General features: G+C 62.4%; 23 protein-coding genes. 18 read left to right on the top strand and 5 right to left on the bottom strand.

Annotated features, from left to right (window positions below; translation table 11 throughout):
- Positions 1-136: 136 nt before the first annotated feature.
- Positions 137-1015 (top strand): 3-hydroxybutyryl-CoA dehydrogenase, encoded by an 879-nt coding sequence (locus FHS54_RS03980; protein ID WP_167302460.1) that lies wholly within the window; start codon positions 137-139, stop codon positions 1013-1015.
- Between the two features lie 11 nt (positions 1016-1026).
- On the opposite strand, the gene pspF is transcribed toward FHS54_RS03980, so the two are convergent.
- The gene (gene pspF / locus FHS54_RS03975) at positions 1027-2037 is read right to left on the bottom strand and encodes a phage shock protein operon transcriptional activator (RefSeq protein ID WP_167302459.1); all 1011 of its coding nucleotides are present in this window, start codon (positions 2035-2037) and stop codon (positions 1027-1029) included.
- 177 nt (positions 2038-2214) lie between these two features.
- Here pspF and pspA point away from each other — a divergent pair, with 177 nt between their 5' ends.
- From pspA to FHS54_RS03950, 5 genes are all read left to right on the top strand, one after another.
- Positions 2215-2883, top strand: coding sequence for a phage shock protein PspA (gene pspA / locus FHS54_RS03970; RefSeq protein ID WP_167302458.1), 669 nt, complete (start codon positions 2215-2217; stop codon positions 2881-2883).
- Positions 2884-2887: 4 nt separating this feature from the next.
- Positions 2888-3160 (top strand): envelope stress response membrane protein PspB, encoded by a 273-nt coding sequence (gene pspB / locus FHS54_RS03965; RefSeq protein ID WP_167302457.1) that lies wholly within the window; start codon positions 2888-2890, stop codon positions 3158-3160.
- On the top strand, positions 3157-3537 hold the full coding sequence (pspC, locus tag FHS54_RS03960; protein ID WP_167302456.1) for an envelope stress response membrane protein PspC: 381 nt from the start codon (positions 3157-3159) through the stop codon (positions 3535-3537). Before pspB ends, pspC begins: the two co-directional genes overlap by 4 nt.
- Before the next feature lie 86 nt (positions 3538-3623).
- A complete protein-coding gene (locus FHS54_RS03955) occupies positions 3624-4046 on the top strand; it encodes a SufE family protein (protein WP_167302455.1) in 423 nt (140 codons plus the stop codon).
- Positions 4047-4114: 68 nt separating this feature from the next.
- The gene (locus FHS54_RS03950; protein WP_167302454.1) at positions 4115-4603 is read left to right on the top strand and encodes a hypothetical protein; all 489 of its coding nucleotides are present in this window, start codon (positions 4115-4117) and stop codon (positions 4601-4603) included.
- A gap of 5 nt (positions 4604-4608) precedes the next feature.
- On the opposite strand, the gene ggt is transcribed toward FHS54_RS03950, so the two are convergent.
- The gene (gene ggt, locus FHS54_RS03945) at positions 4609-6309 is read right to left on the bottom strand and encodes a gamma-glutamyltransferase (protein ID WP_167302453.1); all 1701 of its coding nucleotides are present in this window, start codon (positions 6307-6309) and stop codon (positions 4609-4611) included.
- Between the two features lie 56 nt (positions 6310-6365).
- On the bottom strand, positions 6366-7403 hold the full coding sequence (locus FHS54_RS03940) for a quinone-dependent dihydroorotate dehydrogenase (RefSeq protein WP_167302699.1): 1038 nt from the start codon (positions 7401-7403) through the stop codon (positions 6366-6368).
- Between the two features lie 337 nt (positions 7404-7740).
- Between FHS54_RS03940 and FHS54_RS03935 the strand changes: the two genes are divergently transcribed.
- From FHS54_RS03935 to FHS54_RS03885, 11 genes are all read left to right on the top strand, one after another.
- Positions 7741-8685, top strand: a complete 945-nt coding sequence (locus tag FHS54_RS03935; protein ID WP_167302452.1) for a helix-turn-helix domain-containing protein — start codon at positions 7741-7743, stop codon at positions 8683-8685.
- 111 nt (positions 8686-8796) lie between these two features.
- Positions 8797-9207, top strand: coding sequence for an RrF2 family transcriptional regulator (locus FHS54_RS03930; RefSeq protein ID WP_167302698.1), 411 nt, complete (start codon positions 8797-8799; stop codon positions 9205-9207).
- On the top strand, positions 9204-10700 hold the full coding sequence (gene sufB / locus FHS54_RS03925; RefSeq protein WP_167302451.1) for a Fe-S cluster assembly protein SufB: 1497 nt from the start codon (positions 9204-9206) through the stop codon (positions 10698-10700). Before FHS54_RS03930 ends, sufB begins: the two co-directional genes overlap by 4 nt.
- A gap of 73 nt (positions 10701-10773) precedes the next feature.
- Complete coding sequence (locus FHS54_RS03920; protein ID WP_167302450.1) at positions 10774-11229, top strand: hypothetical protein; 456 nt, start codon at positions 10774-10776, stop codon at positions 11227-11229.
- 3 nt (positions 11230-11232) lie between these two features.
- On the top strand, positions 11233-11994 hold the full coding sequence (gene sufC, locus FHS54_RS03915; protein WP_167302697.1) for a Fe-S cluster assembly ATPase SufC: 762 nt from the start codon (positions 11233-11235) through the stop codon (positions 11992-11994).
- Positions 11991-12743: a SufD family Fe-S cluster assembly protein gene (locus FHS54_RS03910; RefSeq protein ID WP_167302449.1), complete on the top strand. Its 753-nt coding sequence runs from the start codon at positions 11991-11993 to the stop codon at positions 12741-12743. Before sufC ends, FHS54_RS03910 begins: the two co-directional genes overlap by 4 nt.
- Positions 12740-13969: an aminotransferase class V-fold PLP-dependent enzyme gene (locus tag FHS54_RS03905; RefSeq protein ID WP_167302448.1), complete on the top strand. Its 1230-nt coding sequence runs from the start codon at positions 12740-12742 to the stop codon at positions 13967-13969. The genes FHS54_RS03910 and FHS54_RS03905 overlap by 4 nt, the downstream gene beginning before the upstream one ends.
- Positions 13962-14426 carry an SUF system Fe-S cluster assembly protein gene (locus FHS54_RS03900; RefSeq protein ID WP_167302447.1) on the top strand — a complete coding sequence of 155 codons (465 nt, stop codon included), beginning with the start codon at positions 13962-13964 and terminating at the stop codon, positions 14424-14426. Before FHS54_RS03905 ends, FHS54_RS03900 begins: the two co-directional genes overlap by 8 nt.
- A complete protein-coding gene (locus FHS54_RS03895) occupies positions 14426-14785 on the top strand; it encodes a HesB/IscA family protein (RefSeq protein ID WP_167302446.1) in 360 nt (119 codons plus the stop codon). The genes FHS54_RS03900 and FHS54_RS03895 overlap by 1 nt, the downstream gene beginning before the upstream one ends.
- Positions 14786-14789: 4 nt before the next feature.
- Positions 14790-15596 (top strand): Rossmann-fold NAD(P)-binding domain-containing protein, encoded by an 807-nt coding sequence (locus FHS54_RS03890; RefSeq protein WP_167302445.1) that lies wholly within the window; start codon positions 14790-14792, stop codon positions 15594-15596.
- A gap of 89 nt (positions 15597-15685) precedes the next feature.
- Positions 15686-15862, top strand: a complete 177-nt coding sequence (locus FHS54_RS03885; protein WP_167302444.1) for a hypothetical protein — start codon at positions 15686-15688, stop codon at positions 15860-15862.
- Between the two features lie 3 nt (positions 15863-15865).
- On the opposite strand, the gene FHS54_RS03880 is transcribed toward FHS54_RS03885, so the two are convergent.
- Positions 15866-16765, bottom strand: a complete 900-nt coding sequence (locus FHS54_RS03880; protein ID WP_167302443.1) for a DMT family transporter — start codon at positions 16763-16765, stop codon at positions 15866-15868.
- Positions 16762-17775, bottom strand: a complete 1014-nt coding sequence (locus FHS54_RS03875; RefSeq protein WP_167302696.1) for a threonine aldolase family protein — start codon at positions 17773-17775, stop codon at positions 16762-16764. The genes FHS54_RS03880 and FHS54_RS03875 overlap by 4 nt, the downstream gene beginning before the upstream one ends.
- A 155-nt stretch (positions 17776-17930) precedes the next feature.
- On the opposite strand from FHS54_RS03875, the gene FHS54_RS03870 reads away from it, so the two are divergent.
- Positions 17931-19022, top strand: a complete 1092-nt coding sequence (locus tag FHS54_RS03870) for a branched-chain amino acid aminotransferase (RefSeq protein WP_167302442.1) — start codon at positions 17931-17933, stop codon at positions 19020-19022.
- Positions 19023-19092: the final 70 nt, after the last annotated feature.

Raw genomic sequence — 19092 nt, 5'->3', positions numbered from 1 at the left:
CTTCTGTCGTGCTCCATCCCTTCCCTGTCCGGCCCCGCACTGTGCCGGGCTGCAAAACCACTGGTCGCGTCCGCGCCTTGCCGCTAGGGCAACGTCCAAATCAATCGGGCAAATCAATCAGAGCGGAGGTAAGGCTGTGACCGAGATCCGGGTAATAGGTATCATTGGCGCTGGTCAGATGGGTGCGGGCATCGCGCAGGTTTCTGCTCAGGCCGGTTACGACGTCATATTGTGCGACATCGACCTGGCGCGCGCTGAAAAGGGCCGCGATGGCGTCGCCCGGCAGCTTGGCAAGGCGGTGGAGAAGGGAAAGCAGACCCAGGCAGATGTGGACGCCGCAATGGCGCGCATCCGGGTGAGCGGTGAACTGGCCCCGTTGTCCGAAGCGCAACTGGTCATCGAAGCAGCGACCGAGCGTGAGGATATCAAACGCACCATCTTCGCCAATCTCGGCGGGGTCCTGGCACCCGGCGCGATCATGGCGTCGAATACATCGTCCATTCCCATCACGCGCCTTGGACAGGCCGTGCCGGACAAGGAGCGCTTCCTGGGCGTTCACTTCTTCAATCCGGTGCCTGCAATGGCATTGGTGGAAGTCATCAGTGGACTGGCCACGTCGAGCGAGGCGGTTGCCGCGGTCGAAACCTATGTGAAGCGCCTTGGCAAGAAGGTCGTGCATGCGTTCGACGCGCCCGGCTTCGTCGTCAATCGCATCCTGTTGCCGATGCTGAACGAGGCCGTGTTCACCCTGGGCGAAGGCGTGGCCAACATGCAGGATATCGATACCGGCGTGCGCTTGGGGCTGAATCATCCCATGGGTCCGCTCACGCTTGCCGATTATATCGGCCTCGACACCTGCCTGGAAGCGCTCAACGTGCTGCAGACGACGACGCGCGATCCCAAATATCGGCCCGCGCCGTTGTTGGTGAAATATGTCGAAGCCGGTTGGCTGGGTCGGAAAACCGGGAAGGGCTTTTACGATTATTCGGGCGCGGAGCCGGTGCCGACGCGCTGATTGCAGGGGCTTTAGCTGACAGCCAAACGGTGCTTCTTCATGCAGTGCCGCAGCTGGTCGTAGCTGAGGCCTAACCCCTTGGCGGTGGCGCGCTGGTTGTAGCGGTAACGTTCCAGCGCGGCCCTGACGATTGCCGCTTCATGCGCATCGACGGTGGCCCGCAGGTCGCTGACCTGTTCGGGGGGCGGGGTTGCGGGCGGTGACTGCGCTTCGGGCGGATGTGCCGCCATCTGGAGCGCTGCGGGTTTCCAGGGCGATGCGAACGGGTCGAAAATGATGCGCGAAACGGGCCGCGCAGGATCATCCCAGCGATAGATGGCCCGTTCCACCACATTGCGCAATTCCCTGACATTGCCCGGCCACTGGTGCGCGTCCAGTTCGGCTATGCTCGCGGGGGCAAAGCCCGGCCATTGTTCCCAGCCAAGTTCAGCCGCCATCCGCCGCCCGAAATGATCCGCCAGAACGGCGACATCCCCGTCGCGAACACGCAGCGGCGGCAGAGTGATGACCTCAAAGCTCAACCGGTCGAGCAGGTCAGCCCGGAAACGTCCCGTTTGGGCGGCCAAAGGCAGGTCATCATTGGTCGCCGCGATGATGCGCACATCGACCATTTTGGGCCGGGATGCGCCGATGCGGGTCACTTCGCCATATTCGACCACGCGCAAGAGCCGCTCCTGCGCCGCCATGGACAATGTGCCCAGTTCGTCCAGGAACAGCGTGCCGCCGTCCGCTTCCTCGAACCGACCGGCGCGGGCGCGGGCCGCGCCGGTGAACGCGCCTTGTTCATGGCCGAACAGTTCCGCCTCGATCAAAGTTTCGGGCAGCGCTGCGCAATTCATGATGATCAGCGGCTCGCCCCAGCGCGGCGACAGCCGATGCAGCCGCTCAGCGATCAGTTCCTTGCCCGTCCCCCGCTCCCCAACGATCAAAACCGGGCGGTTGAGTTCGGCTGCGCGGCTGGCTTGTTCGACGGCGTCCAGAAACGCTAATGATTGGCCGATGAAATAGGCTGCCTTCTCCATTGCCAACTTATGGTGAAAAATACCATGATTTGGCAAGTGGCAACGCCTATCGTCCGACAACGACCGTTTAAAGCGCCCATTTTCCGGCTGATGTCAGCAATTGGCACGGCCCCTGCAATGATGAAGGCAAAGCCGCCGCAGCGTCATCTTATGCAGCCAGACAGGAGTGAAGTTCAGATGGGTATTTTCTCCCGCACCCGCGACATCATCGCCGCCAATGTCACAGACCTGCTTGATCGGGCGGAAGATCCGGCCAAGATGATCCGCATGATCATCCTTGAGATGGAAGAGACGCTGGTCGAAGTGCGCGCTTCCGCCGCCCGCACGATCGCCGACCAGAAGGAAATGCGCCGTCACATCGGCAAGCTGCAGGCGTTGCAGGACAGCTGGACGGAAAAGGCGCAGCTGGCGTTGAGCAAGGACCGCGAAGATCTGGCCAAGGCGGCGCTTGTGGAAAAGCAGAAGGCGACCGACATGGCCGGACAGCTGTCGCATGAAATCGAAGTGCTGGACGAAGCGTTGGCGGCGTCGGAGGAGGATATCGCCAAGTTGCAGGCCAAGCTGCGCGAAGCCCGCGCCCGGCAGAGCAGCCTGGTCACGCGCATGGAAAGCGCGCAAAATCGTCTGCGCCTTCGGGAAGCTTATGCGGGTGAGAAGGTGAACGAAGCCTTTGCTCGGTTCGACATGCTCGAACGCCGGGTCGACATGGCCGAAGGCCGCGCCGACGCCATGGCGCTGGGACAGCAGCCAAAGACATTGGAGGAAGAGATTGCGGAGCTGCAATCGTCCGACAAGGTCGACGCCGAACTCGCCGCGCTCAAGGCTGGCATGAACAAGGGAGCCTGACATCGTGGAAGACATCGTTGTTCCCATCGCCGTCGTCGGCATGCTGTTCATCGGCATGCCCTGGCTGATCCTGCACTATTCCACCAAGTGGAAACAGGCGCCCAAAATCACCGACGAAGACGAGCGGCTGTTGGACGAACTGCATCTGCTCGCCCGGCGGCTGGAGGACAGGTTGCAGACGGTCGAACGGATCGTCGCGGCTGACAACCCCGATTTCCGCCCCGCCCGTCCAGCGCAGGACAGTGACTATGATTTCGACCGGAGGAACGTAAGATGAGCGCCCGCCGCACCAAATATTATCTCGACAAGCAGAATGGCAAATGGCTCGGCGTCTGTTCCGGCATCGCCGACTATAGCGGGATCGATGTGATATGGGTCCGCGTCGGTGCCGTGCTGGTCACGCTGATGGGGGCGTTCCCCTGGTCGCTGATCGCCTATTTCGCGGTCGCGCATTTCGCCGAAAACAAGCCGCTGGGCCTTTACACCGACCGCGACGATGAGAAATTCTGGCAGGGCGTGCGCTCCAATCCGGCGCGCTCGACGCGGGATGTCCGTTCCAAATTCCGCGACATTGATCGCCGCCTGGCCGACATCGAAACCCATTATACCAGCCGCAACACCCGCCTGGCAGAAGAGATCGACAATCTGCGCTGATCGACCCGGCGCGACGCGGGCGACGCTTCCGACAGGAAGGATATATAGGGAGAAAAGCGGCTTTCGCGGGCCGCTTTTCTCCCTATATGGCGGGTATGACCGACCAACCCGTCCTTGCCGATCTCCAGGAGGAATATGAATTTCTGGATGCTGACGATCGCTATCGGCTGCTGATCGACCTTGGCCGGGCGCTGGAACAGATGCCCGATGCGCTCAAGACCGACGCGACGCTGGTGCGCGGCTGTTCGGCAGCCGTATGGGTCTATCCCACGGTGCTGGATGACGGGCGTCTTCATTTTCTGGCGGACAGCAATGCAGCCATTACCAAGGGGATTATCGCCCTGGTGCTGCTGACCGTGCAGGATCGTTTGCCCGTGGCGATCGGGGCGACCGATATTGAATCCGCGCTTGCTCCCTTTGATCTTAAAAACCAGCTCAGCTCCAATCGGACCCAAGGCATCCCCAACATGATCGCGCTGATCCGCCAGACGGCCGCGCGCTACAGCTGAAACGAGGAAACTCGGCAGCCGCTACGCGTTCTCCTTGCGTAACCGAAACGGAAGCAAGGAGATTGGCGATGCGCGGCATCATGGTGGTGGCGACGATCGGGCTGATGACGGCCTGCTCTCCAGCAGAGCAGGAACCGACCCAGCGCGAACAGATCGGCCAGCAATGGAAATATGAAGGCGACGCAGGAGCAAAGCCCAAGGTCGCCTATATTGGCAGCACCAACAGCGTTTCCACCATGACCGCGCCGGACAGCTTTTCCGTGCTGCTGGTCCAGCCGATGAAGGAAGGCGGTGCGGAGGTGACCGTCAAGCTGGTCGGCGCCCCCTTCACCTGCGACTTGTCCAACTGCAGCGTCACGGCGGTGACGGGTGATGGCAAGACGCATGAATGGAAAGGCCGCATGACCGAGAATAAGGACGGCATCGAAGTGCTCCCCGCGTCAAAGGCCTATGAAGCGATCCAGGACAGCGAGACTTTAAAAGTCAATCTGGTGGTCGGGCCAAAAGATGCGACCTTTCCCTTCGCCTTCAACGTCGCCGGGTTGAAGCTCGACTAGCCATGCTATTCCTGCAGGGATACGCCGGGGCTGCGCGGATCGGCAGCGCCGACCCAGCGACCGTCGCTCCGGCGTTCGGCGGCATTGGCCTTCAGGCCGAGCGGCGCGACCGTCACCTTGTGCCCCAGCTGTTCCAGCGGCACCTTCATCGCCTCAAGCGACGTTCCCTTTTCCAGCACCAGCCCGTCGGCGTTGAAGAACTCAAGTCCCAGGGCGATGGAATCCTGCGCGGATAGCCCCCAGTCGAAATGGGCGATCAGCGCCTTGGCGACCTGCATGATGATGGTCCGTCCGCCCGCCGCGCCGATGGTGAAAACAGGCGTGCCGTCTTTGTCATACACGATGGTCGGCGACATGGATGACAGCGGCCTCTTGCCCGGCTCGACCCGGTTGGCGACAGGAGCGCCGTCTCTTTCGGGCGTAAAGCTGAAGTCGGTCAGTTCATTGTTCAGGATGACACCCTGGGCGATCAGCTGGCTGCCGAAAAAGCTTTCGATCGTCGATGTCCAGCTGGCGATGTCGCCATCCCGGTCCACCGCGACGAAATGACTGGTGCCGCTCTCCGGTTGAGGGCCCGCCATGGTGCGGGGGTCGGCTGCGGGCGGCGTTCCGGGGCTGTAGATGCCTAGCGCGCGGTTCATCGAAATCAGCGCGGACCGACGCTTTAGATAAGCGGGGTCGATCAGGCCCGCCACAGGCACCTTCACGAAATCGGGGTCGCCCAGCCATGTGTCACGATCGGCATAGGCCAGCCGCATCGCCTCGCCGATGACATGCCAGGAACGCACATCGTCCTTGCCCCAGCGCGCCAGCGGGAAACGCTCGACCATGCCCAGAATCTGCAGCACGGTGATGCCGCCCGCAGAGGCCGGACCCATGCCGCATATGGTGTAGCCGCGATACGGTCCGCAAATGGGCTTGCGCGACTTGGCCTTGTAGGACGCAAGGTCGTCCTGCGTCATCGGCACCGGATTTTTGGGTGCGGATGTGACGGTATCGGCAATCGCCTTTGCCGTTTCGCCACGATAAAAGGCATCCGGCCCCTCCGTGGCGATCCGGCGGAACAGCGCAGCCAGAGGCGGATTTTTAAGCGTCGTCCCGATAGGTGCAGGCGCGCCGTCCACCCAGAAATATTTCTGGATCTCCGGGAAATCGGCCCAGACCGGCGCGACCGCATTCATCGCGGTCGCCAGCCGCTGCCGCACCTCAAACCCTTCGCTCGCCAGGCGGATCGCTGGGTCGAACAGCGTCGCCCATGGCAGCTTGCCCCATTTCTGGTGCGCCATCCATGCCAGCCGCAAATTGCCCGGCACGCCAACGGAATAGCCGCCGGGCCAGGCATTGCGGAATGTCATTGGCTTGCCATCAGGGTCGATGAAGCGGTCGGGCCGGGCGGCGGCGGGCGCGGCTTCCCGCCCATCGATCGATTCCAGCAGTCCTGTCTCGCCATCATGGTGCATCAGGAAACCGCCGCCGCCGATGCCGCTATTATGCGGTTCGACGACGTTGAGCGCCAACATCATTGCAATGGCGGCGTCGGTCGCACTTCCCCCCTGACGCAATATGTCCTGACCAGCCGCCGCCGCGCGGGGGTCGGCCGCCGAAACAGTTGCGCTGGTGGAAACCGGCTCCCGCGCCTGAACGGGCATGGAGGGAAGGGCGAACAGGGCGAAGGCGGCCAGCGGCCCGGCAAGGCGAAACATCATGGCCGCACCTTATCGTTGCGACGGGTCGGGGCAAGCCACTGATCGTCCGGGTCGAATCAGGCGTCGACCCCGACGGCGTCACTCACATGGGCAAATCCGTCCCGCGCCAGCAGAGCCTTGAGTCCGCTGTTGATCCGCCGGGGCAGGGTGGGGCCTTCATAGACGAGAGCGCTGTAAATCTGGATCAGGCTCGCCCCGGCGCGCAGGCGGGCATAGGCCTGCTCCGCCGTGGCGATGCCGCCCACGCCGATCAACGGCAGACGCTTGCCAAGCACGCGGCGGAAGTCGCGCAGCCGCTGCAGCGACAGGTCCGTCAGCGGCGCGCCGGACAGGCCGCCCGACTCGTCCGCATCGTGAGACCGCAATTCGGGCCGCGAAATGGTCGTGTTGGATATGATCAGCGCATCGACGCCATGGTCCAGGCAGGCAGCGGCTATATCCTCCACATCCGCCTGCTCCAGATCCGGCGCGACCTTCAGGAAAATGGGCGTGCGGTCGGTGCCTCGCGCGGCCATGACGGCACCCAGCAATTGATCAAGCGCGGCGCGGTCCTGCAAGGCCCGCAGTCCCGGCGTATTGGGCGATGAAATGTTGACCGTCAGATAGTCGGCCAGGGGGGCCATGCACATGACCCCCGTTACATAGTCGGCAATCCTGTCCGTCGCGTCCTTGTTCGCGCCGATATTGATGCCAATGACCGGCCCGCCAGCCCTGCGGCGCTTGGCGACTCGTTCGGCCGCCGCCGCCTGGCCGCCATTGTTGAAGCCCATCCGATTGATGACGGCACGATCCTGCGCCAGCCGGAACAGGCGGGGTTGCGGATTGCCGGGCTGGGGCAAGGGGGTCAGCGTCCCCAGTTCGGCAAAGCCAAAGCCAAAGCCGTGCATTTTGTGCGCGACCAGGCCTTCCTTGTCGTAACCGGCGGCAAGGCCCACCGGATTGGGAAAGCGGACGCCAGCGACGGTCTGCGCCAGCATGGGGTCAGCCTTCTTCGCGGCAGGCGTGGGCATCATCCGCAACAACGCGATGGACAGATTATGCGCGCGCTCGGCATCCATGGAAAAGAAGAGCGGGCGGATCAGGTGATAAAACATCGCCGCGCTATGCCAGCGCATCATGGCTACGTCGAGTCGCTGTTGCGGGATTGCAACAGTCGCCCCAGAACGACGATCGTCGGCGAGATTCGACGCCTATCGTCCCGATTCGATCCAGCGAATGTCCGATCCATCCAATCATGATTATCCGATTCGGACGTATGAAAGCCATGCGACCCGAAGGCTCTAAGCCATTTTGGCTGACGAGACCTTTCACTGGCCCGGCAACATTGTTGCCGGGCCATCTTTTTCCTGAGTTCAGAAAAAGTTAGTGGGCGCTAACAACACCTCTTGCACGTTTGGCGCTATGGCCCAATAGTGGGTGCAAGGGGTGAGTATGAGCCGACTTTATGGCGATGCGCCCGGGGGGGCGCAAAGTGTAGCGAAAAAGGAAGGCGGCGCGCCGCTTTCCTTTATGGTGGAAGCTGAAGACGGACCCGTTCGATTACAGTATTTCGCTCCGCCCGAACATTTGCGGCCCTATTTCGGCTCCTTCTATCTGTTCAGCGAAACGCTTGATTCATACTCTGACGTCACGCGAGCCGACGTCCCACAATTGCGCCTCATGCTGCAAGGCGGCGGCACATATCATTTTCACGATGGAACGGCTGCTCCCACGCCTGAAGTCTGCCTGCTGGGTCCGACGCTGGGTGCCACATGCTTCCACCTGGACGGCCCATCACAAGTGGCGGGCATGTCCCTGCTGCCTGCGGGTTGGCTGAGCATCCATGGAGGCGATGCGAGCATGCAGGCTGACCGGCTTGGGGGTGTAAGCGGAGAGAAGGGCCGCGTCTTTGAAGATCTGCTTCATCGATTACGCGGGATGGACGATTCCCAGGCGATGGCGGCTCTATGCTGGTCGGTTCTTGAGGATCTGGTGAACCCGCTTTCCGATTCCACCTGGAGGCTGCTGGAAGCGGTCGATGGCTGGCTGATGGGAGAAGGGTCGCCGCGAATCGAGACGCTGGCGCAACGCACGGGCTTGTCGCCCAGGCAGCTGGCCCGCCTGACCAACCGTCATTATGGCTGCCCGCCCAAATTGCTCGCCCGCAAATACCGCGCCTTGCGTTGCAGCGCGCGGATCGCCCTGGACGGGCATAGCTGGCAGGACCTTTGTGAGGATGGCCGCTTCTATGACCAGTCGCACTTCATTCGGGAGATCAAGCATTTCATCGGCTTGACGCCCCACCAGTTGCAGACAGAACCGACCGCCGTCGCGCAACTGACATTGTTGCGCCGTTCGCTGGGCGGCGATGTCGCGGTATTGAACCGGCTGAGCTGAGCGCCGGGCGAAAAATACCTTGATTCCCCGGCCAGCCGGGACCACATGCGCAATCAGACGGATTCGATCCGATTTGAGAATGGTTCGCAAGGTGGAGCGCTCGCTACCAGCATGAAGCTTTCGAGTTTTGCAGATTATGCCGTGGTGCTGATGTCGGCTGCCGCGCGTCATTGCGGGGCGACCCGCATGAACGCGACGACGCTGGCCGCCGAAACGGGCATCCCGCTTCCGACGGCGCAAAAGCTGGTGAGCCGGCTTTCGGCTGCTGGTCTGCTGGAATCCAGCCGGGGCACCGGCGGCGGCGTGCGCCTATCGCGCCCGCCAGCGACGATCACCCTGGCTGACGTGGTGGAGGCGGTGGAAGGCCCCATCGCGATGACTGCCTGCGCGGATCATGGCGCGCATGATTGCCTGCTGGAACAGGACTGTCGGGTGCGCGCCCATATGAATGTGGCGAATGATGCGATTCGATCGGCGCTGGCCAGCGTCACCATCGCCAGCCTGACACGAGAGATGGCATGACCGAAGAAGCTACATTGAAGGATATTGGCATCCGCAATCTCGAAGCGCATGAGGCCGCAGAGCGCGCCTCTGCCTATGAGCATGGCTGGTCCTCCGCCATCGAGCAGGACTTCGCGCCCAAGGGGCTGAACGAAGATACCGTTCGCTTCATCTCCGCCAAAAAGAATGAGCCGGAATGGCTGCTCGAATGGCGGCTGAAGGCCTTTGCCATGTGGCAGAAGATGGAGTCGCCGGACTGGGCCAAGCTCAACATTCCGCCGATCGATTATCAGGACGCCTATTATTACGCCGAGCCGAAGAAGAAGGCAGAGCTGAATTCGCTGGACGAAGTCGACCCGGAAATCCTGGCCACCTATCAGAAGCTGGGCATCCCGATTGCCGAGCAGGAAATGCTCGCAGGGGTCAAGGGCAGCCGCAAGATCGCGGTAGATGCCGTGTTCGACAGCGTCTCGGTCGCGACCACCTTCCGCAAGGAGTTGGAAGAGGCGGGCGTCATCTTCCGCTCGATCAGTGAAGCGGTGCGCGAATATCCTGATCTGGTGAAGAAGTGGATGGGCAAGGTCGTGCCGATGCACGACAATTATTTCGCCACCCTCAATTGCGCGGTCTTTTCCGACGGCACCTTCGTCTACATCCCCAAGGGCGTGCGCTGCCCGATGGAGCTCAGCACCTATTTCCGCATCAATGCGGAGAATACAGGGCAATTCGAACGCACGCTGATCGTCGCGGACGAGGGCAGCTATGTAAGCTATCTCGAAGGCTGCACCGCGCCGATGCGCGACGAGAATCAGCTTCACGCCGCTGTGGTCGAACTGGTTGCGCTGGACGATGCGGAGATCAAATATTCGACCGTCCAGAACTGGTATCCCGGCGATGAGAATGGCAAGGGCGGCATCTATAATTTCGTGACCAAGCGGGCGCTGTGCCAGGGCCGCAACAGCAAGGTCAGCTGGACGCAGGTGGAAACCGGCTCTGCCGTCACCTGGAAATATCCAAGCTGCGTGTTGAATGGTGAAAATAGCGTCGGCGAATTCTATTCGGTGGCGCTCACCAACAATCTGCAACAGGCCGATACCGGCACCAAGATGATCCACAATGGCAAGGGGTCGCGTTCGACCATCGTGTCCAAGGGGATCAGCGCCGGTCGTTCGAACAACACCTATCGCGGCCTCGTGCGCGTCGCGCCGGGCGCGGAAGGCGTGCGCAACTTCACCCAGTGCGACAGCCTGCTGCTGGGCGACCAGTGCGGCGCGCATACCATTCCCTATATCGAAGTGCGCAATCCTTCCGCGCAGATCGAGCATGAGGCGACCACCAGCAAGATCAGCGATGACCAGCTATTCTACGCGATGCAGCGCGGGCTGGATCAGGAGACGGCGGTCGGCCTGATCGTCAACGGCTTCGCGCGCGAAGTGCTGCAGCAACTGCCGATGGAGTTCGCTGTCGAAGCACAGAAGCTGCTGGGCATTTCGCTGGAGGGTAGCGTCGGGTGATCCGACAAGGGGCAACCCTTGAACTCCCCTGCCCTTCAGGGGAGGGGCTTATCAAATCTCAAGGACAAGTAAGTTGAGCGACGAAGACGATATTCAGGATGCCCTCGCCGATTTTGCGGAGGACGTGAGCAATGGTCAGTCGTGGACCGCCGCCATTCGCATCCTGACCGAGGATTATGAGCTGGAGGAAGGCGAGCTTCAGGCCCGCGCTGCCAAGGATTTCGGCGACCTGGATGCCTATCAGGCCGAATGTCGCGCTGCGTTGGAGAGCGGCGACCAGACGTTCACCGAGCGTCTGCGCACCGACAAGGCATTTCACAAGGCAAAGGCTCCAAACCTAGCTCGCATGGGACCGGTCAGCGAATTCGTCGTCGGCCTGCTGGAAAAAGGCGCGCCCGAACCGGGTGCCGACTGGTGGCCCTATATGCCGATCAAGCGCCATATCGACACGCTGTTCCCCGCGCCGGGCGATGTGCGGGACATGGCTTTCTGGACCGCGCGGACGCTCCAGCGCGCGCACAAGGATTGAATGATGCTGACGATTGACAACCTCTCGAACGAAATCGACGGCAAGGCGATCCTCAAGGGTCTGTCGCTGTCGATCAACGCGGGCGAGATCCACGCGATCATGGGGCCGAACGGCGCGGGCAAGTCGACTCTGGCCTACACGCTGGGCGGCCGTCCGAACTATGAAGTCACCGGTGGCACGGCCTCTCTGGACGGTGTGAACTTGTTCAGCATGGACCCGCATGAGCGCGCTGCGGCGGGGCTGTTCCTGGGCTTCCAGTATCCGGTAGAGATCCCCGGCGTCTCAAACCTGCAATTCCTGCGCGAGAGCCTCAATTCGCAGCGCCGCGCGCGGGGCGAGAAGGAATTGAACGGCGGCGAGTTCATCAAGCTCGCCAAGGAAAAGGCGGCCCTGCTCGGCCTCGATATGGAGATGTTGAAGCGTCCGGTGAATGTCGGCTTTTCGGGTGGCGAGAAGAAGCGCGCCGAAATGGTGCAGATGGGCATTCTTGATCCGAAGCTGGCCATTCTGGACGAAACCGACTCCGGCCTCGACATCGACGCACTCAAGGTCGTGGGCGCGGGGATCAATGCGATCATGCGCAAGCCCGACAAGGCCGTGCTGTTGATCACTCATTATCAGCGCCTGCTCGATTATGTGAGGCCGGACTATGTCCATGTGCTTGCTGGCGGGCGGATCGTGAAGTCGGGCGGACCCGAACTGGCGCTGGAACTGGAACGCGAAGGCTATGCCGAGGTAGTTGGGGCGGAGGTGGTCGCGGCGTGACCACGCTCATCCTTCCCACGCGCAAGGCAGAGGAATGGCGCTATAGCGACCTGGAAGCGCTGGCGACCATCTGGCCGACTCGTGCGCCCACACGCATTGACGTGGCGGCTGGCGAAACGGCCCGCCATCATCTGTTGCAGGATGAAGGCGAAGGCGCGGCGGCGGTGCATGATTATGTGATCAGCATCGCGGATGGCGCGCGTTGCGATTTCCATGTCCTCAATATCGGCGGCAAATTTGGCCGCGTGACCTTCACCGTCACGCTGGGCAAAGGGTCGCATTTCGAACTGAACGGCGCGATTATCGGTGGTGGGGACCAAACTCTGGAGATCATCACCTCCGTGACCCATGCGCAGCCGGACGCGACCAGCGGCCAGACGATCCGCTCGATCCTGGGCCAGCGGGCCACCGGCAGCTATCTGGGCTCCATCAACGTCGCGCGCGATGCACAGCGCACGGACGCCTTCCAGTCGGTAAAAGCGATGCTGCTCGACCGCACCGCCACGGCCAATGCCAAGCCTGAACTGGAAATCTACGCGGATGACGTGAAATGCGCCCATGGCGCGACGGTGGGCGAGCTGGACAAGCAGGCGCTGTTCTACATGGCGTCGCGCGGGATGGACCCGGCGACGGCCAAGACGCTGTTGCTCAAGGCCTTTGTCGCGGGCGTGTTCGACGATGTCGCTGATGAGGCGATCAAGGACCGCCTCGAAGCGGCTGCGATCGCCAAGCTGGAGACGCTGGTATGACGGGTGAACCCAGCTCCGTTCGCCCGAACGGTTTTCTGAGGCTGAGGGATGATTTCCCCGGCGTCGGCAACTGGCACTATCTCGACAGTGCGGCCACAGCGCAAAAACCCCATGCCGTGATCGACGCCATCGCCCGTGCCTATGGCCCCGACTATGCGACGGTCCATCGCGGTGTTTATGAGCGGTCGGCCAACATGACGCTGGCCTATGAGGCTGCGCGGCGCAAGGTCGCCGACTTCATCGGCGCGGCGTCGGACAGCGAAATCGTCTATGTCCGTGGCGCGACCGAGGGGATCAACCTTGTCGCGCACAGCTGGGTCGGAACGCAGCTCAAGGCGGGCGACCGCATCCTGCTGTCCGTGCTGGAGCATCACAGCAATATCGTGCCATGGCAGATCGCCGCTGAAAAGGTTGGGGCGCAGATCGATGTCGTCCCCCTGACGACGGATGGCAAGATCGACCTGGACGCCATGGCCGCGATGATCACCCCGGCGTATAAAATGGTTGCGCTTGCCCATGTGTCGAACGTGCTGGGCAGCGTCCTTGATGTCCGTCGTGCCGCTGACATCGCGCATAATGTTGGCGCGAAAATCCTGATCGACGGCTGTCAGGCGGTGCCGCGCCTTGCCGTCGATGTGCAGGCGCTGGACTGCGATTTCTACGTCTTTTCCGCGCACAAACTTTATGGTCCGACCGGTATCGGCGTCCTCTGGGGCCGCAAGGAACTGCTCGATGCCATGCCGCCCTATCAGGGGGGCGGGTCGATGATCGACAAGGTGACTTTTGAAAAGACCACCTATGCCCCTGCGCCGACCCGGTTCGAAGCCGGGACGCCACATATTACCGGCGTCGTCGGCCTGTCTGCGGCGATTGATTATGTCCAAACGATCGGCCTAGACGCGATCCATGCGCATGAATGCGCGCTGGTGGGCAAGGCCCGCAACGCGCTGGAAAACCTTAACAGCGTGCGCCTGTTCGGGCCGGAGGACAGCGCGGGAATCCTCTCCTTCGAAGTGGAGGGGGTGCATCCGCACGATGTCGGCACCATATTGGACGAAACCGGCGTGGCGATCCGGGCCGGGCATCATTGCGCGCAGCCGCTGATGCGCCACCTGGGTGTAGAGGCGACCGCGCGGGCCAGCTTCGGCATCTATAGCGACGATAGTGACGTCGATGCGCTGGTCAAAGGCATAGAGCGAGTGAGGAAGATTTTCGCCAATGACTGAGGCAAAATCCGGGGAACGCAAGATCATGGTGGAAGAGGTCGAGGCGGTGGACGTGCCGCCCAAGGCGCGGGTGGACGACGCTCCGCGCCAGCGCGATTATCTGGAAGGATTTCTGGCGCAGAAACCGGAACAGGTGCCTGCGGTCGAGCCGGGCGGCAATCTCTACGATGCCGTCATCGACGCGCTGAAGGAAATTTATGACCCTGAAATTCCGGTCAACATCTATGACCTCGGCCTTATCTATGGCGTGGACCTGACGGACGATGGCCATGCCGTCGTCACCATGACGCTGACGACGCCTCATTGTCCGGTGGCCGAATCCATGCCGGGTGAAGTCGAACTGCGCGTCGGGGCGGTGCCGGGCGTGGGAGATGCGGAAGTGAACCTCGTCTGGGACCCGCCATGGGACCCGCAGAAAATGTCGGACGAGGCCAAGCTGGAACTGGGAATGCTGTAATGACCATTGAGACCAAGCCTCGTGCGCGTCCAGCCGCCGTCATCCTGACGCCGGGCGCTGAAGCGCGCATCGCCGACCTGATGAGCCAGGCACCCGAGGGCGCGATCGGCGTCAAGTTGTCGACGCCTCGCCGTGGCTGTTCGGGCCTCGCCTATTCGGTTGATTATGTGACGCAGGAAGCCCGGTTCGACGAGAAGATCGAAACTCCGGGAGGCACCTTCTACATTGACGGGGCGTCGGTGCTCTATCTGGTTGGATCGACGATGGACTGGGTGGAGGATGATTTCACCGCCGGTTTCGTCTTCAACAACCCCAATGCGAAGGGCAGCTGCGGCTGCGGCGAGAGCTTCACGGTCTAAGATCATGCCTCATATGCTCATCATCGGCATGGGCTATACCGGGTCCCGCCTCGCCACCCGGCTGGGTAGCGAGGGCTGGCAAGTCACCGGCGTCCGGCGCGCGGCTGACGGCGAAACAATCGCCTTCGATGACGAAAAGGCGGTGCGCGAGGCCGTGAAACAGGCCACGCATATCCTGTCCTCCGCCCCGCCCGAGGGGGACTTCGACCCCGTCCTCGTCCGTTACGGCGCGGCCATTGCCGCTGCGCCAGCACTGTGGAGCGGCTATCTTTCCTCCACCGGCGTCTATGGCGATGCCGCTGGAGCTTGGGTGGATGAAAATAGCCCAGTCGGCTCCGGCCGACGCGGATCGCGGGTTCAGGCGGACGCGGACTGGGGGGCGCTCCGTCCCGACATGCGCCGCTTTCGCTTGCCGGGCATTTATGGGCCGGGGCGATCGGCGCTGGACCGGGTGCGCGATGGGCGCGCGCATCGGATCGACCTGCCGGGACAGATATTCAGCCGCGCCCATGTCGATGACATTGTCCAGGGGATCATCGCGTCCTTCAATGGCCCGCCCGGCGTATACAATTTGGCGGATGACCTGCCTTGTGCGCAGAACCGCCTGATCGAGGCCGCGTGCGCCATGCTGGGTGAGCCGCTGCCGCCGCTGCTGACGCTGGAAGAGGCGCAGCTTTCGCCCATGGCGCGGTCCTTCTATGCCGAAAACCGGCGGGTCGCGAATGGCCGGGCCAAGCGGCTGCTGGGCTGGGCACCCCGCTATCCGACCTACAGGGAAGGGCTTGCGGCCTGTTTCGATGAAGGGCCTTAGGCTCGGTTCGGCGCAACGCCGCAACATCGCTTACGGCTCGTTAACCAAAAGGCGCGATGGATGGACCTGCCAACTTGCAGGGACAGACCATGGATCGCATCGAGCATGTTTTCGCCGCACTCAGCCATCGGATGACCAGCATGTCCGTGCCTGATCGTCCTGCCTGCGCGCCCGAACCGCTTGCGAGCCTGATTGCCAAGGTGAACGCGGCCAAGCGGATGTATGAACCCGACCTTCGCCAGCGCGGATTGTCGCGACCGCAGTAGGCGTTACGTCGCCTTCGACCGCAGCGCGATCCCCATGCCCACCACTGCCAACAACCCTCCGGCCAGGCTGAGCGTCGTCCAGCGATAGCCCTCCGTCACGGTCGATATCAGCATGGCGATCACCGGGATCAGCACGCTGGTATAGGCCGCCCGGCCCGCGCCCATGCGCTGGATCAGCTGAAAATAGAGCGGGAAGGTAATCACCGACCCGGCGATCCCCAGCCACGCGATGCCGAACAGATAGCCTGCGCGCCACTCCACCACCGGTGGCCCGACCGTGATCCACGCGAAAACAGCATCTATCCCGCTGCCGATCAGCATCGCCCATGTCAGCACGGCGACCATCGGCAAGCGTCGGGCTATATCCATGCCCTGCATCACATTGGCGGCGGACGCGCTGAACAGCCCGGCGGTGCTTAGGGCGATGCCCAGCAGCACGGCGTCGGAGGACACTGGCGCTGCGCGATATTCGCGCAACAGCAGCATGGCGATGCCCACGATCGCCACCATCGATCCCAGGATGAAGGACCGGCTGACCGGCTGGCGAAAGGCGATCCAGGCGAGCAGACTGTTGGGAATCAGCAGCAGGGCGTAGACGGTCGCGACCACGCCCGACGTCAGATAATGTTCGGCGCGGTATACGAAATTGAAGTTCAGCACGAACTGCGCCAGCCCCAACAATGTCGCGAACGCCAAGCCTTGCCAGGGCAGGGTCAGCGGCACGCGCCGCAACCGGGCGAACAGCGCCATGCCGATGCCGCCCAGCAGGAAACGGTAGCAGACCGACCAGCTGGGCGGCACGGCGGCAAGCTGGTCGCGAATCACGATCCAGGTCGAACTCCAGATCAGCACCACCAGCAGAAACGGAAGGATTATGCCGCGATTCGCGCTGGCGTCGGTCATCCCAGCGCCTTCAATGCATCGGCCATTGGTTGCACGCTGTCCTTATCCTGCGACCAGTTGGTGACGAGCCGCGCCGCGCCTTCGCCCCAATCGTAAAAGTCGAAACCGGCGGCGCGCAGCCGCGCAGCCTCATCGTGGGTCAGGCGAATGAAAAGCTCGTTGGTTTCGACAGGGTGGAGCAATCGACCGCTCGCCGCGTCTGCCAACGACCGGGCAGCGGCATTGGCGGCGCGGGCGTTCGACAGCCAAAGGTCGCCTTCGACCATGGCGAGCAGCTGCGCGGCGAGATAGCGCCCCTTGGATAACAAATGCCCGCCCCGCTTGCGCCAGCGTTCGGCCTGCGCAGCACGATCCTTCGCTTGAGCGCCGAAGAAGACGATCGCCTCGCCGATCATGCCCCCGTTTTTCACGCAGCCGAATGACACTATATCCACCCCTGCGCGCCAAGTCAGGTCGGCGGGATGGCAGCCCAAAAACGCTACTGCATTGGCAAAGCGCGCCCCATCCATATGCAACCCCAGCCCATGGTCGCGTGCCACGGCCCCCAGTGCCGCAACTTCGTCGGGCGTGTAGGCCAAGCCATATTCGCTCGCCTGGGTGATGCTGATCGCGCGTGCAGGCACCTGATGCACGTCGGGTCGGGTGGCCCCCAGGCGATCCTTCACCATGTCGGGGGACAGCTTCGCACCGCTGCCCGGCAGTGTCATGAGGGCCGCGCCATGCGTGTAGAATCCGGGCGCGCCGCACTCATCCACCACGATATGGGCTTCTTCGTGGCAGATGACGCCGCCATAGGGTGGGCATAGGCAGGCGAGCGCGATGCTGTTTGCCGCAGTGCCCGTGGTAACCCACAATGCTTTTACGGGCGCGTCGAACAGAGCCGAAAAGGCCTGATCCAACCGTCCGCTCCACGCGTCGCCGTCATAGCCGAAGTCCGCTTGGTCGGCCGCAGCGATGGCCGCCATCACTTCGGGGCAGACGGGCGTCGCATTGTCGGAAAAAAACTGCATGGACGGGGAATAGAGTGGAGCGATCATCGCGCCAAGATGTCATCGCATGCGGATCGGCGTTCAGAAATCAATGGCATTAGGTCAGCAATGATGACACATTGTTTCGCCGGGTCGTTTGTGACATAGGCGGCCGGTCATCCCAGGGAGCAACCAACATGGACGTCCAGCAGAAGCCGCGCTTTATCGTCAACCCGAGCAGCAAGGCTGTATCGGCTGACCAGCGCGCGGTAATGCTGGAAGATCCGGGGTTCGGTCGCCTGTTCACCGATCATATGGTGACGATCCGCTATAGCGAAGGTCAGGGCTGGCACAGCCACAGCGTCGGCCCGCGCGAACCGTTCCAGCTCGATCCTGCCTGCGCCGTCCTGCATTATGCGCAGGAAGTGTTCGAAGGCATGAAGGCCTATCGATTGGCGGACGGCACGGTCGCCATGTTCCGTCCAGAGGAAAATGCCCGCCGATTCGCCGAGTCCGCCCAGCGCATGGCAATGCCCGTCCTGCCGGAGGATATTTTCCTGGAGGCCGTCGAAGAGCTGGTCAAGATCGACGCCGCCTGGATCCCCGGCGGTGAAGGCAGCCTGTATCTGCGGCCTTTCATGTTCGCGAGTGAGACATTTCTGGGCGTCCGGCCATCGGCTGAATATATTTTCTGCGTCATTGCTTCGCCCGCAGGTGCTTATTTCAAGGGCGGCAAGAAAGCGGTCACTCTGTGGGTGTCGGAACATTATACTCGCGCGGCGCGGGGCGGGACGGGCGCGGCCAAGTGCGGCGGCAACTATGCCGCTAGCCTCGTCGCGCAGGCCGAAGCCACCGCGCACGGCTGCGACCAGGTTGTTTTCCTGGACGCCGCCGAACATCAATGGGTCGAAGAATTGGGCGGCATGAACGTCTTCTTCGTGATGGAGGACGGATCGCTGGTGACGCCGCCGCTGGGCGGCACCATCCTGCCCGGCATCACCCGTGACAGCATCATCAAACTTGCCCGCGCCAAGGGGCATGATGTGCGTGAAGAACGATACAGCTTCGCCCAATGGCGCGCAGATGCCATGAGCGGCAAGCTGCGCGAGGCGTTCGCCTGCGGCACTGCGGCGGTGGTCACGGCGATCGGCACGGTCAAGAGCGTCGAAGGCGATTTTACTGTCGGCAATGGCGATGGCGGATTGGTGACCGAGATGCTGCGGGCTGAACTCACGGGCATCCAACGTGGCACGGTTGCCGACCCGGCGACTTGGGTGCGCAAGCTCTAATATCGTATGACGTGCTCCTGCGAAGGCAGGAGCCCAATGTATGACAGCTCCGTACGCTTCCCATTCATCT

The sequence above is a fragment of the Sphingobium vermicomposti genome (assembly GCF_011762025.1).
Lineage (GTDB): Bacteria > Pseudomonadota > Alphaproteobacteria > Sphingomonadales > Sphingomonadaceae > Sphingobium > Sphingobium vermicomposti.
The sequence above is the reverse complement of the archived record's forward strand: the minus strand, read 5'-3'. Positions and strand labels throughout refer to the sequence as shown.

Coding starts and splice junctions, on each gene's coding strand:
- pspF (WP_167302459.1), bottom strand. CDS start 2,037: ATGGAGAAGGCAGCCTATTTCATCGGCCAATCATTAGCGTTTCTGGAC.
- pspA (WP_167302458.1), top strand. CDS start 2,215: ATGGGTATTTTCTCCCGCACCCGCGACATCATCGCCGCCAATGTCACA.
- pspC (WP_167302456.1), top strand. CDS start 3,157: ATGAGCGCCCGCCGCACCAAATATTATCTCGACAAGCAGAATGGCAAA.
- FHS54_RS03955 (WP_167302455.1), top strand. CDS start 3,624: ATGGCGGGTATGACCGACCAACCCGTCCTTGCCGATCTCCAGGAGGAA.
- FHS54_RS03950 (WP_167302454.1), top strand. CDS start 4,115: ATGCGCGGCATCATGGTGGTGGCGACGATCGGGCTGATGACGGCCTGC.
- ggt (WP_167302453.1), bottom strand. CDS start 6,309: ATGATGTTTCGCCTTGCCGGGCCGCTGGCCGCCTTCGCCCTGTTCGCC.
- FHS54_RS03940 (WP_167302699.1), bottom strand. CDS start 7,403: ATGTTTTATCACCTGATCCGCCCGCTCTTCTTTTCCATGGATGCCGAG.
- FHS54_RS03935 (WP_167302452.1), top strand. CDS start 7,741: ATGAGCCGACTTTATGGCGATGCGCCCGGGGGGGCGCAAAGTGTAGCG.
- FHS54_RS03930 (WP_167302698.1), top strand. CDS start 8,797: ATGAAGCTTTCGAGTTTTGCAGATTATGCCGTGGTGCTGATGTCGGCT.
- sufB (WP_167302451.1), top strand. CDS start 9,204: ATGACCGAAGAAGCTACATTGAAGGATATTGGCATCCGCAATCTCGAA.
- sufC (WP_167302697.1), top strand. CDS start 11,233: ATGCTGACGATTGACAACCTCTCGAACGAAATCGACGGCAAGGCGATC.
- FHS54_RS03905 (WP_167302448.1), top strand. CDS start 12,740: ATGACGGGTGAACCCAGCTCCGTTCGCCCGAACGGTTTTCTGAGGCTG.
- FHS54_RS03900 (WP_167302447.1), top strand. CDS start 13,962: ATGACTGAGGCAAAATCCGGGGAACGCAAGATCATGGTGGAAGAGGTC.
- FHS54_RS03895 (WP_167302446.1), top strand. CDS start 14,426: ATGACCATTGAGACCAAGCCTCGTGCGCGTCCAGCCGCCGTCATCCTG.
- FHS54_RS03890 (WP_167302445.1), top strand. CDS start 14,790: ATGCCTCATATGCTCATCATCGGCATGGGCTATACCGGGTCCCGCCTC.
- FHS54_RS03885 (WP_167302444.1), top strand. CDS start 15,686: ATGGATCGCATCGAGCATGTTTTCGCCGCACTCAGCCATCGGATGACC.
- FHS54_RS03880 (WP_167302443.1), bottom strand. CDS start 16,765: ATGACCGACGCCAGCGCGAATCGCGGCATAATCCTTCCGTTTCTGCTG.
- FHS54_RS03875 (WP_167302696.1), bottom strand. CDS start 17,775: ATGCAGTTTTTTTCCGACAATGCGACGCCCGTCTGCCCCGAAGTGATG.
- FHS54_RS03870 (WP_167302442.1), top strand. CDS start 17,931: ATGGACGTCCAGCAGAAGCCGCGCTTTATCGTCAACCCGAGCAGCAAG.